General features: G+C 56.2%; 12 protein-coding genes and 2 pseudogenes. 8 read left to right on the forward strand and 6 right to left on the reverse strand.

Annotated features, from left to right (window positions below; genetic code table 11):
* Positions 1 to 573 (forward strand): aminodeoxychorismate synthase component II (locus Q7O77_RS08330; RefSeq protein WP_304165690.1); only part of this gene is annotated, 573 nt, incomplete at its 5' end.
* Between the two features lie 116 nt (positions 574 to 689).
* Positions 690 to 1,910 carry an aspartate aminotransferase family protein gene (locus Q7O77_RS08335; RefSeq protein ID WP_304165692.1) on the forward strand — a complete coding sequence of 407 codons (1,221 nt, stop codon included), beginning with the start codon at positions 690 to 692 and terminating at the stop codon, positions 1,908 to 1,910.
* Positions 1,911 to 1,973: 63 nt separating this feature from the next.
* Here the strand turns inward: Q7O77_RS08335 and crp are convergent, their stop codons facing one another.
* A complete protein-coding gene (gene crp / locus Q7O77_RS08340) occupies positions 1,974 to 2,606 on the reverse strand; it encodes a cAMP-activated global transcriptional regulator CRP (protein WP_026741314.1) in 633 nt (210 codons plus the stop codon).
* A gap of 322 nt (positions 2,607 to 2,928) precedes the next feature.
* On the opposite strand from crp, the gene Q7O77_RS08345 reads away from it, so the two are divergent.
* A complete protein-coding gene (locus Q7O77_RS08345) occupies positions 2,929 to 3,336 on the forward strand; it encodes an OsmC family protein (RefSeq protein ID WP_085652600.1) in 408 nt (135 codons plus the stop codon).
* A gap of 36 nt (positions 3,337 to 3,372) precedes the next feature.
* On the opposite strand, the pseudogene Q7O77_RS08350 reads toward Q7O77_RS08345, so the two are convergent.
* The 3 genes and pseudogenes from Q7O77_RS08350 to Q7O77_RS08365 form a co-directional block, all read right to left on the reverse strand.
* A pseudogene (locus tag Q7O77_RS08350) lies at positions 3,373 to 4,241 on the reverse strand (phosphoribulokinase).
* 125 nt (positions 4,242 to 4,366) lie between these two features.
* Complete coding sequence (locus Q7O77_RS08360) at positions 4,367 to 4,597, reverse strand: YheU family protein (protein WP_304165696.1); 231 nt, start codon at positions 4,595 to 4,597, stop codon at positions 4,367 to 4,369.
* Position 4,598: 1 nt separating this feature from the next.
* The gene (locus Q7O77_RS08365) at positions 4,599 to 5,564 is read right to left on the reverse strand and encodes a hydrolase (protein ID WP_304165699.1); all 966 of its coding nucleotides are present in this window, start codon (positions 5,562 to 5,564) and stop codon (positions 4,599 to 4,601) included.
* 109 nt (positions 5,565 to 5,673) lie between these two features.
* On the opposite strand from Q7O77_RS08365, the gene Q7O77_RS08370 reads away from it, so the two are divergent.
* Positions 5,674 to 6,279: a LysE family translocator gene (locus Q7O77_RS08370; RefSeq protein WP_304165701.1), complete on the forward strand. Its 606-nt coding sequence runs from the start codon at positions 5,674 to 5,676 to the stop codon at positions 6,277 to 6,279.
* A 39-nt stretch (positions 6,280 to 6,318) separates the two neighbouring features.
* Here the strand turns inward: Q7O77_RS08370 and Q7O77_RS08375 are convergent, their stop codons facing one another.
* Positions 6,319 to 8,223 carry an ABC transporter ATP-binding protein gene (locus Q7O77_RS08375; RefSeq protein WP_304165703.1) on the reverse strand — a complete coding sequence of 635 codons (1,905 nt, stop codon included), beginning with the start codon at positions 8,221 to 8,223 and terminating at the stop codon, positions 6,319 to 6,321.
* A gap of 127 nt (positions 8,224 to 8,350) precedes the next feature.
* Here Q7O77_RS08375 and kefG point away from each other — a divergent pair, with 127 nt between their 5' ends.
* The 4 genes from kefG to slyD all read left to right on the forward strand — a co-directional run bounded on the left by kefG (position 8,351) and on the right by slyD (position 11,644).
* Positions 8,351 to 8,902 carry a glutathione-regulated potassium-efflux system ancillary protein KefG gene (kefG, locus tag Q7O77_RS08380; RefSeq protein ID WP_304165712.1) on the forward strand — a complete coding sequence of 184 codons (552 nt, stop codon included), beginning with the start codon at positions 8,351 to 8,353 and terminating at the stop codon, positions 8,900 to 8,902.
* A gap of 2 nt (positions 8,903 to 8,904) precedes the next feature.
* On the forward strand, positions 8,905 to 10,716 hold the full coding sequence (gene kefB, locus Q7O77_RS08385) for a glutathione-regulated potassium-efflux system protein KefB (RefSeq protein WP_304165706.1): 1,812 nt from the start codon (positions 8,905 to 8,907) through the stop codon (positions 10,714 to 10,716).
* Positions 10,717 to 10,770: 54 nt separating this feature from the next.
* A complete protein-coding gene (locus tag Q7O77_RS08390) occupies positions 10,771 to 10,971 on the forward strand; it encodes a YheV family putative zinc ribbon protein (RefSeq protein ID WP_304165708.1) in 201 nt (66 codons plus the stop codon).
* A 94-nt stretch (positions 10,972 to 11,065) separates the two neighbouring features.
* Positions 11,066 to 11,644, forward strand: coding sequence for a peptidylprolyl isomerase (gene slyD, locus Q7O77_RS08395; protein WP_094118614.1), 579 nt, complete (start codon positions 11,066 to 11,068; stop codon positions 11,642 to 11,644).
* 91 nt (positions 11,645 to 11,735) lie between these two features.
* Here slyD and Q7O77_RS08400 read toward each other — a convergent pair.
* A pseudogene (locus Q7O77_RS08400) lies at positions 11,736 to 12,007 on the reverse strand (ethanolamine permease); the annotation flags it as partial.

Here is a 12,007-nt window from a genome sequence, read left to right on the forward strand (position 1 = left end):
ATCATTGATAACTACGACTCCTTTACCTACAACCTGTACCAGTATTTTTGCGAGCTGGGCGAAGAGGTTGTGGTCAAGCGTAATGATGAGCTGAGTCTCGACGCGATTGAGCGCCTGTCGCCGCAGCATTTGGTGATATCGCCGGGCCCCTGTACGCCGAACGAAGCGGGTATTTCGCTGGAGGCCATTCGACATTTTGCCGGTCAGTTGCCGATTCTGGGCGTCTGTCTGGGGCATCAGGCGTTGGGGCAGGCCTTCGGCGCTCAGGTTGTGCGTGCGCGCGAAGTCATGCATGGGAAGACCTCGCCTGTCCGGCATCGCGACGTCGGTGTTTTCACCGGGTTGGCGCAGCCGCTGACGGTCACGCGCTACCACTCTCTGATTGTCGAGAGCGCGTCGTTAGCTGACTGCTTTGAGATCACCGCCTGGACAGAAGATAGCGCGGGGAAAATGGACGAAATCATGGGGATACGCCATCGTAGCCTCCCTCTGCAGGGCGTGCAGTTTCACCCGGAAAGTATTCTGAGTCAGCAGGGGCACCTGCTGTTGCGTAATTTTTTGCACGGAAAATGAGTTCGTCGCTTATTTGCTTTCCACGCGGATTAATGATTGCCTGAGTTTGATTTTTTATGCATATTTGATGACTATATTTTCACTGTAGACATGAAATCGTAAAAGCGGGGCAGCAGATGGCAACAGATAAAACCGCGGTGACGCGCGATACATACGATAAGGTAATCCTTCCTGTTTATGCGCCGGCCCAGTTTGTTCCGGTGAAGGGGAAAGGCAGCCGGGTATGGGATCAGCAGGGTAAGGAATACATCGATTTTTCCGGAGGTATTGCCGTTACAGCGTTGGGTCATTGCCATCCTGCGCTGGTGAATGCCCTTAAAACGCAGGGTGAAACGCTGTGGCATACCAGCAACGTTTTCACCAACGAACCCGCGTTGCGACTGGCGAGCAAGCTGATTGCCGCGACGTTTGCCGAACGCGTGTTTTTCGCTAACTCAGGCGCGGAAGCCAACGAAGCCGCATTCAAACTGGCGCGTCATTACGCCATCGAACGTTTCAGCCCGTATAAAACCAAGATTATCGCCTTCCATCAGGCCTTTCACGGCCGCACGTTGTTTACCGTGTCGGTAGGCGGCCAGCCGAAGTACGCCGATGGATTCGGGCCAAAACCCGCCGATATCATTCATGTGCCGTTCAACGATTTGGATGCGGTGAAGGCGGTGATCGACGATCACACCTGCGCCGTCGTGTTGGAGCCGGTGCAGGGCGAAGGCGGCGTGCTGCCAGCCACGCAGGAATTTATGGAAGGCGTGCGTGAACTGTGCGATCAAAATCAGGCGCTATTGGTGTTTGATGAAGTGCAGTGTGGCATGGGACGAACCGGCGAGCTGTTCACCTATATGCACTATGGCGTGACGCCTGACATCCTGACCACCGCCAAAGCGTTGGGCGGCGGATTCCCCATCAGCGCGATGCTGACCACAGAGGACGTCGCTTCAGTCATGAAAGTCGGGACGCATGGCACCACCTACGGCGGAAACCCTCTGGCCTGTGCGGTGGCGGAAGCGGCGCTGGATGTGATCAATACCCCCGCTGTGCTGTCAGGCGTCTCCGCCAGACACGATCGCTTTATTTCCGCGCTTGATGCCATCAATCAGCAGTTCGATATCTTCGACGGCGTTCGCGGTATGGGCCTCTTGTTAGGCGCCCAGTTGAAACCCCAATGGCATGGACGGGCGCGAGATTTTCTGACGGCCGCCGCCGAGCTGGGCGTGATGATCCTGGTCGCAGGCCCTGACGTTATTCGCTTTGTGCCGTCGCTGGTGATTGAACTGGACGATATTGATGAAGGGATGGCGCTGTTTGCGAAAGCGGTCGCACAGGTGGTCAACGGTTAATAGTATTTTTAGACGAAGAGTGAACAGCGCGTTGCGCGCTGTTCATGAATCGAGGAGTTGAGATTAGCGCGTACCGAAGACCACGATGGTTTTCCCATGCGCTGAAATCAGCTCCTGATCTTCCAGCATCTTCAGAATCCGACCCACGGTTTCGCGGGAGCATCCTACGATTTGACCGATCTCCTGACGGGTGATTTTAATCTGCATCCCGTCCGGGTGCGTCATAGCGTCGGGCTGTTTGGCGAGGTTCAACAGCGTTTGTGCGATGCGGCCAGTCACGTCGAGAAACGCCAGGTTGCCCACTTTCTGCGAGGTAACCTGAAGGCGACGCGCGATCTGGGATGACAGACGCATCAAAATATCGGGATTGACCTGAATCAGCTGGCGGAATTTTTTATAGGAAATCTCGGCAACTTCGCAGGCGCTCTTGGCTCGCACCCATGCGCTGCGCTCCTGATCCTCTTCGAACAAGCCTAGCTCACCGATGAAATCCCCTTGATTCAGATAGGAAAGGATCATCTCTTTTCCTTCTTCATCTTTTATCAATACGGCAACGGAACCCTTTACGATGTAGTAAAGCGTTTCTGCTTTTTCACCTTGGTGAATCAGCGTACTCTTTGAGGGGTACTTGTGAATATGACAATGAGAAAGGAACCATTCAAGAGTCGGGTCTGTTTGCGGTTTGCCGAGAACCATTCGCTGTTATCCTCTGTTGTAATTCACTACGTAAATCACAGGGCTCAGAGTTCCCTGTAAGGCATGATAACTATAGGTATAATTCAAATTCCGTTGGGCGGAATATGTCAGGGAATTGACTGAAACCTCTCTGTCAGGTGACGCTGCAAACTGCTGTTTTCAGCATTGCGCAGAACGCACCGGATGCTGTCTCTGTTTGTAACACAGGTTGAGAGGACTGTCTTGTGTTGTCTCGCTTCAGCATGATTACGCCTTGATACGCAGGCATTTTCTACATAAGCGCGATAAAATTTCAAAAAAAGTTGAGTGGGAGTGAAAGGCTATGCAAGCGCGGGTGAAATGGGTTGAAGGGTTAACGTTTATCGGTGAATCCGCTTCGGGCCACCAGATTATTATGGATGGCAACGCGGGCGACAAAGCGCCGAGTCCGATGGAAGTGCTTTTGATGTCGGCGGGAGGATGCAGCTCGGTTGACGTTGTGTCTATTCTGCAAAAAGGGCGTCACGATGTGGCGGATTGCGAAGTGCGGCTGACTTCCGAGCGCAGGCAGGAAGCGCCCCGACTGTTTACTGCCATCAACCTGCATTTCATCGTGACCGGAAAAGGGCTGACCGAACAAGCCGTGTCGCGTGCGGTGTCCCTGTCGGCCGACAAGTACTGCTCGGTGGCGCTGATGTTGGGTGCATCGGTGACGATCACGCACAGTCACGAAGTCATTACCCTCGATTAAACCGCCTACGGCCATTCAGGCCGTAGCGTTTCGATCTCACGTGATCGTCTTGCCTTCTAGCAGCCGCTGCACCAGCGGCATCATGATCAATTCCATCGCCAGCCCCATTTTGCCTCCGGGCACTACCAGCGTATTGATATGAGAGATATACGACCCTTGCAGCATGGCGAGCAGGTAGGGGAAGTCGATATTTTCCAGGCGCTGGAAATGAATCACCACCAGACTTTCATCCAGCGACGGGATCGCTTTCGCGGCGAAGGGGTTGGACGTATCGACGGTCGGCACCCGCTGGAAGTTGATGTGCGTGCGGGAAAACTGTGGCGTGATATAGGTGATGTAGTCTTCCATCGAGCGCACGACGGAGTCCATGACCGCATCGCGCGAGTGTCCGCGTTCGTTAACGTCGCGGTACAGCTTCTGGATCCACTCGAGGTTCACAATAGGCACTACGCCCACCAGCAGGTCGACGTGACGCGCCACGTTGTGTTGCTCGGTGACGACGCCGCCGTGCAAGCCCTCATAGAACAAGACATCGGTCGGATCCGGCATGGCTTCCCAGGGCGTAAATGTGCCGGGCACCTGGTTGTAAGGAATGGCTTCGTCGTAGGTATGCAGGTACTTGCGGGTTTGCCCGCCCCCTTGCTGCCATAATCGGCGAATGCCTGTTCCAAGAGGGTGAAATCGTTCGCCTCCGGGCCGAAATAACTAATGTGGCGGCCCAGATCTCGCGCTTTGCGGATGGCCATGTCCATCTCCGGACGGGTGTAGCGGTGAAAACTGTCGCCTTCCAGTTCAGCCGCGCGGATTTTCAACTGCTGAAAAATTTTTCGGAATGCCAGACTGGTGGTGGTCGTTCCGGCGCCGCTTGAGCCGGTCACGGCAATAATAGGGTGTGGATGCGACATAGTGCTGCAACTCCGCAATTGACGGTAAAACCCTGCAGGAAGCGCCGGGGATTTGACCTTCATTGTTACCCTGTTTGCGCCGATGCGCCACGCCATTTTTGCATGGGGCAGCGCGAGGTACGGCGTTATGAATCGTGTCCGGCCTTGAACTGGGCGCGTGGCATGAGGTTGACCGTTTCATGCAGTTCGGACCAGACCAGCACCACTTCGCCGCTTTCCAGCTGGCGGCGGACATCCGCCACCTTTTGTTCCAGCGTGCGCTCGTGTTCGCCGTAGTCGGTGCCTTCGCGCAGCACGAAGGACTCAATCAGATTCTCCAGCGTATCCGCCGCGAGTTCTTTCCAGGGAATAATCACCTTATCGCTCCAGATGTGGGGTGAGCCAGTCAGGAATGCGCTGCTCCAGCCACAATTTCGGTTTTAATAACGAGCCGCCCACGAAGCCGACATGTCCGCCGTAATCCGTCAGCTGATACTCCACACTCGGCGGCAACGACGTGGCCGCAGGAATGACATCCTTCGTCATGAACGGATCGTCCTTGGCGTGGATGATCAACAGCGGCGTGCGGACGTTCGGCAGCAGCGGGAGGGCGCTGCAACGCTCATAATAGTCATTGGCGTCGGTAAAGCCATGAATGCGCGCGGTAATGATGTTATCGAACTCCCGCAGTCCCCGAATCTTTCGTAACTGATGCAGGTGAACCGGCAGCGTATCCGGATAGGCCGCCAGTTTGCGGATGGCGTTGCGCTTCAACAGCCGCAGCAGATAGTGCTGATAGAAGCGTGAAAAGCCTTTTTCGATATGACGACAGCAAGGCTCCAGCATCAGCGGCGCGGACACCACGGTCGCCGCGTCAAGCAACGGCTCTTCCGTCTGCTGACCCAGCAGGCAGGCCAGCATGTTGCCTCCCAATGACACGCCAATGGCGGCGGTCGGCGCATCACCGTAAGTCGACTTCAGCCAGCGCAGGAAATAGCGGGCATCTTCGGTCTCTCCGGAGTGATACATCTGGGGCGTGCGATTAGGCGTGCCGCCGCAGCCGCGAAAATGCATGACGACGGACAGCCAGCCCCGTCGGTGGCAGGCCGCCACCAGACCGTGCGCATATGGACTATAGAAACTGCCTTCCAGCCCGTGGAACAGCACCACCCGCGGTTTATGGCGGGCCAGCATGGGGTCTTCGCTCCAGGCCAGATCGAGAAAATCGCCGTCCGGCAGTTCCAGCGTCTGCCAGAGTGGCTTGAGCTGCGCGCGTCGCCGCAACAGACGGGGAAGCAAGGTTTGCAAATGGGGGTTGTACATACCGGCCAGGGGACGAAACATCTGGCTAGTCGTGGGATGAATATTCATAGTCAAAAGCTTGTACCGGCGACATCACGCTGCTAGGTTGAAGAACTGCAAATTTCGTTTGTTAGAAGGCCTTTTCAATCACATGGCGCACTTCAATCTGTTTCTTTCCATGCTGGGCTTCCTGTGGGTTGCAGCGATTACCCCAGGCCCCAATAATATGCTACTCACCGCTTCCGCTGCTAATTTTGGTTTTCTCCGCTCCATGTCGCTGATGGTTGGCATCATGATCGGCATGCAAAGTGTGCTGCTGCTGGTCGCGCTGGGATTGGGGAGCCTGATTCTACTCTATCCTTCGCTGCACCTCGCGCTCAAAATTTTGGGTAGCGCCTATCTGCTGTGGCTGGCGTTTAAAATCGCCAGCGCTCGTTATGAAGAGCTCGACACGCAAACGGCGCCGCCGCGACCGATGCCCCTTTATCAGGGCGGACTGCTGCAATTTCTGAACCCGAAGGCCTGGCTGATGGCGCTGGGCGCCGTCGCCGGTTTCAGCCTCTCCGGGGGGGAATACGTGGGTTCCGTCATCGCTATCAGCATCGCCATGTTCAGCGTAAATCTGGTCGCTGGGATAGTCTGGCTGGGGTTCGGCACGGTCATTGGTAAAATGTTGCGCAGCCGCCGGGCGTGGCGGATTTTCAACCTGTTCATGGGGCTGCTGACCGCCGCTTGCGTACTCATGATCTGGCATTAAGCGAAACGCCCGGGCAGGCATAACGCCCGCCCGGCGTCATCAGGACTGCATCATCTGCTCAAGCTGTTCCTGCGCGTCCAGCCAACTCATTTCGGTCTCTTCCAGTTCGCCTTTGACTGCGATTTGCTCCTGCAGACAGGTCGTCAGCTCCGCTTTGCGGCTGGCTTCGTAAATCGCCGTATCCGCCAGTCGGTTTTCCAGCTCGGCCAGCGTGGTATTCAGCTTTTCCATTTGCTGCTCCAGCTTGGTGAGCTGCTTACGCAGTGGCTGGGTTTGGGTGCGCAACTCCGCCTCGCGCCGTTTCTGGTCTTTTCTGGCCTGAGCGCTGTTGCCGGTGCTGTCTTTCGCCGGCGCCGATTCGCTGGCGTCCTGTTTCTGCGCATCCAGCAGCCACTGTTGATAATCCTCCAGATCGCCGTCGAACGGCTCAACCCGGCGGTCATGAACCAGATACAGATCGTCTGTCGTGGAACGAATCAGATGACGATCGTGCGAGACGACGACCAAGGCACCTTCGAAGTCGATCAACGCTTCGGTCAGCGCCTGACGCATATCCAGATCGAGATGGTTAGTCGGTTCATCGAGCAGCAGCAGGTTAGGACGCTGCCAGACGATCAACGCCAGCACCAGCCGCGCTTTCTCGCCGCCCGAGAAGCGTTCGGTCGGCTCTACCACTTTGTCGGCGCCAAACCCGAATCCGCCCAGATAGTCACGCAGCTGCTGTTCGGTTTCCTGTTCGGCCAACCGGGTCAGATGCTGCAGCGGCGACTCATCGGCACGCAGGTACTCCAGCTGATGCTGGGCGAAGTAACCCAGTCGAACGCCTTTCGCCAGCCCGACCTCGCCGCTTTGCGGCTGCAGCTCTCCCGCCAGCAGTTTAATCAGCGTGGATTTCCCGGCGCCGTTGTGGCCGAGCAGACCGATGCGCGAGCCGGGCACCAGATTGAGCTTGATGGATTCCAGAATCAGCTTGTCGCCGTAACCTGCGCTCACTTTCTCCATCCGCAATAACGGATTGGGCAACGCCTGCGGCGCGCGGAAACTGAAACGGAACGGATTATCGACATGCGCTGGGGCAATCAGCTCCATTTTTTCCAGCATTTTGATACGGCTCTGCGCCTGCTTGGCTTTTGTCGCCTTGGCGCGGAAACGGTCAATGTAGTGCTGCAAATGCGCGACGCGCTCCTGCTGATGTTCGTACAGCGACTGCTGCTGAGAAAGTCGTGTTGCGCGCTGCTGTTCGAACGAGGTGTAGTTGCCGGTGTATTCGAACAGGGACTCCTGCTCGATATGCAAAATCTTGTTAACAATAGGATCAAGAAAATCCCGGTCATGGGAAATCAGCACCAGCGTGCCGGGATAGTTTTTGAGCCATTTTTCCAGCCAGATGACCGCATCGAGATCCAAATGGTTGGTCGGTTCATCCAGCAGCAGAAGATCGGAGCGACAAAGCAGGGCCTGCGCCAGGTTGAGGCGCATACGCCAGCCGCCGGAAAAGGCGCTGACAGGCTGTTGCAGCTGTTCCTGACTGAATCCCAGCCCGTTCAGCAGACTGGCGGCGCGAGACTGGATTGACCAGGCGAGGATCGCATCCAACTTGCCGTGTACGGTCGCGATGGCATTGCCGTCGTTGCGTTCATTGGCGTGCGCCAAATCGCTTTCCAGCTGGCGAAATTCGCGGTCGCCGTCTATCACATACTCTATTGCAGGACGCTCCAGCGCAGGCGTTTCCTGATTGACCCAGGCAAGGGACCAGTGCTGAGGAAAAGTGGCATTACCGCCGTCTGCGCTAATTTCTCCTTTCAGCAGGGACAGCAGCGTTGATTTTCCGCAGCCGTTTTTACCGACCAGACCCACTTTCTGACCCGGATTGACGGTCGCCGTGGCGTTATCCAGCAGTACCCGCGTACCACGTCGAATTTGTAAAGAGGAGAAGACAATCATAAAGCGCCAAGTAATAAGAATATGTTAAATTATGGATCAAGTTTCAGGGCGGCAGCGTCCTGGTAATCCCCGCTGCGCTGCATGGTAGCGGAAAATATCTACGATGACGACGCTTTGGAGGGGAATGATGTCGCAGCCACCCAAGATTTTGCTGCTGTTTGCCCATCCGGAATTACAGGACTCGGTTGCGAATAAGCTGTTATTGCAATCCGCCCGAGGTCTGGAACATGTGACGGTACACGATTTGTACGCGCACTATCCTGATTTTTTTATCGATATTCACCATGAACAACAGTTACTGCGAGAGCATCAAATCATCGTGTTTCAACATCCGCTTTATACCTATAGCTGCCCGGCATTGCTGAAAGAGTGGCTGGATCGCGTCCTGAGCCGGGGCTTTGCCAACGGCGTCGGCGGCAATGCCTTGTCGGGCAAATACTGGCGCAGCGTGGTGACGACCGGTGAGCCGGAATCCCGCTATACCTCGGAAGGACATCAGCACTCATTTATGGATGATGTGCTGCGACCGTTCGAGATGACGGCGACCATGTGCCATATGCGCTGGATGAAGCCGCTGGTGATTTACAACGCGCGTCGGATGTCGCGCGACGCATTGCGCGAACACGCCCATCTCTATGGGGATTGGCTGGCGGCGCCTTTGTCTGAGGGAGGGCTCTGAGTATGGATAGCGCTTCCACCCTGAGCGCGGGGGTTCTGTTTTTATTCGTCACCGTACTGGCGGTACCTATCGCTGCGCGTCTGGGTATTGGCGCGGTGCTGGGCTATTTGCTGGCCGGTATCGCTATCGGTCCCTGGGGGCTGGGCTTTATTCGTGACGTTTCAGCCATCCTGCACTTCTCTGAGCTGGGCGTCGTGTTCCTGATGTTCATCATCGGGCTTGAACTGAATCCTGCCAAATTGTGGAAACTGCGACGATCCATTTTCGGCATCGGCGCGGCTCAGGTACTGCTGAGCGCCGCGATACTGGGCGGCGTATTGTTCATGAGCCAATTCTCCTGGCAGTCGGCCTTGATTGGCGGGATCGGGTTGGCGATGTCATCCACGGCGATGGCGCTGCAGCTGATGCGTGAAAAAGGCATGAATCGCAACGAATCCGGGCAGCTCGGTTTTTCCGTTTTGCTGTTTCAGGATTTGGCGGTCATACCCGCGTTGGCGTTGATCCCAATTCTGTCGGGCGTTCAAGGACAGATTGATGACTGGCAGCAGGTCGCTATGAAGGTGCTGGCGTTCGGCGGAATGTTGATCGGCGGCCGCTATCTGGTGCGTCCGCTGTTCCGGTTTATTGCCGCCTCTGGCGTGAGCGAAGTGTTTACCGCTGCGGCGCTGCTATTGGTGCTTGGGTCTGCGCTGTTTATGGAAGCGCTGGGACTGTCGATGGCGCTCGGTACCTTTATCGCCGGCGTGTTGCTGGCAGAAAGCGAATATCGCCATGAGTTGGAAATCTCTATTGAGCCGTTTAAAGGGCTGCTGCTGGGGCTGTTTTTCATCTCCGTGGGGATGGCGCTCAATCTTGGCGTGCTGTACGCGAACATCGTCGAAGTGTTGCTGGGCGTCGTGATTCTGGTGTCCGTTAAAGGCTTGATTCTCTACGTGCTGGCGCGGATCTACGGGCTGCGCTCGTCGGAACGGCTGCAATTCTCCGGCGTGCTAAGTCAAGGCGGCGAGTTCGCCTTTGTGCTGTTTTCCGCTGCGGCGACTCAGCATGTTTTGCAGGGCGATCAACTGCCGCTGCTGCTGGTCACCGTCACCCTGTCGATGATGGTAACGCCGCTACTGATGCAGCTGATCGACCGTATTCTGGCGCGCCGCTACAACGCGCCGGAGGAGTCCACGGAGAAACACTATGTGGAAGACGATGAGCCGCAGGTGATCGTCGTGGGCTTCGGTCGCTTCGGTCAGGTGATTGGCCGACTGCTGATGGCGAACAAAATGCGGATTACCGTACTTGAGCGAGACATCAGTGCGGTCAGCCTGATGAGAAGCTACGGTTATAAGGTGTATTACGGCGACGCCACGTCGATGGACTTACTCCGTTCGGCGGGCGCCGAACAGGCGCAGTCGATTGTGATTACCTGCAACGACCCCGAAGATACGATGTCCATCGTGCATCTGTGCCAGCAGCATTTCCCGCATCTGGAGATACTGGCGCGCGCCCGCGGTCGTGTGGAAGCGCATGAGCTGTTGCAGTCAGGCGTGAAGCAGTTTTCCCGCGAAACGTTTTCCAGTGCGTTGGAGCTGGGGCGGAAAACGCTGGTCTCTCTGGGAATGCATCCCCATCAGGCTTACCGTTCGCAACAGCATTTCCGCCGTCTGGATATGCGTATGCTGCGCGAGCTGATGCCGGAGCGTCAGGCTGAAGGCGAGGGCGCTCAGATCTCGCGTGTCAAAGAGGCCCGACGTGAATTGGAAGATATCTTCCAGCGTGAGATGCAGCATGAGCGTCGGCGTCTGGACGATTGGGACGAAACCTAAAACCTAATGGCTGGCGAATGTCGCCATCGCTGACGGATTGGACGGAAAAACATCATGTCGACACCACGAAAGCAGTTTATTGCCGGTGCGGTTTGCCCTCAGTGTCATACGCAGGATACCCTGATGGTCGGGATGGAAGATGTCGAGGAAGTCGTTGTCTGCGTCAAATGCGGTTATCGGCAGAGCCGTCCTGAGGCAAAGCAGCAGACTGCGGAGCGTCAGGACGAGCACATTATTGGCATGTTTCACCCTTAATAAGCGTGGTAGCGATTTTTGATTCCGTGCAGTACATGGGGATGTTTTTCAGCTACAATTTGCGCCAAAGCGATTTCCAACGGTAGGAGATATCATGAAAGTAGCAAAAGACCTGGTGGTCAGCCTGGCCTATCAGGTACGTACAGAAGACGGTGTATTGGTTGATGAGTCTCCGGTGAGCGCACCGCTGGACTATCTGCACGGTCGCGGCTCGCTGATTTCCGGCCTGGAAAAAGCGCTGGACGGACGTGCGGTCGGCGAACATTTCGATATTAAAGTAGGCCCGAATGAGGCTTACGGCAACTATGACGAAAATCTGGTACAGCGCGTACCGAAAGATGTCTTCATGGGTGTGGACGAGCTGCAGGTTGGCATGCGTTTCCTGGCTGAAACCGATCAGGGTCCGGTGCCTGTCGAAATTACTGAAGTGCAGGACGAACACGTCGTGGTTGATGGTAACCACATGCTGGCGGGCCAGAACCTGAGCTTCAACGTCGAAGTCGTCGCGATTCGTGAAGCGACGGCGGAAGAGCTGGAGCACGGTCACGTTCATGGCGAACACGACCACGAACATGACCACGATGGTTGCTGCGGCGGTCACGGCCACGATCACGACCATGACCATGGTAACGGCGGCTGCGGCGGCCACGGCGGATGCGGTTGCCAGCACTAAGGGCGGCTTCACCTCTAAAAAAACCCGGCGCTGCGTCATGCAGGCCGGGTTTTTTTACGTCTGTTGTTTTTGATGGCGGTAAGGTTGAGGCTTACTCTTTCCCCATCAGCATCTCATCCTGCGGCGCATTGAAACGCTGGGCTTTAGTGAGCAGGAAGTAGACATAGGCTGCGACCATCAGCGCGATGAAAAGGGCGCCGATGAGTGGGTTGAACCACAGCATCGCCAATAAGCACAGGCAGGCCAGCACCAAGGCGATCCCCGGTATAATAGGATAGCCGGGCGCCAGGTAGGTTCGTTCGAGCTCTGGCGCGGTGCGACGCAGCCGGAACAGGCTCAGCATGCTCATGATGTACATCACAA

It is taken from the genome of Lonsdalea britannica (genome assembly GCF_946477055.1).
Taxonomy (GTDB): domain Bacteria; phylum Pseudomonadota; class Gammaproteobacteria; order Enterobacterales; family Enterobacteriaceae; genus Lonsdalea; species Lonsdalea britannica_A.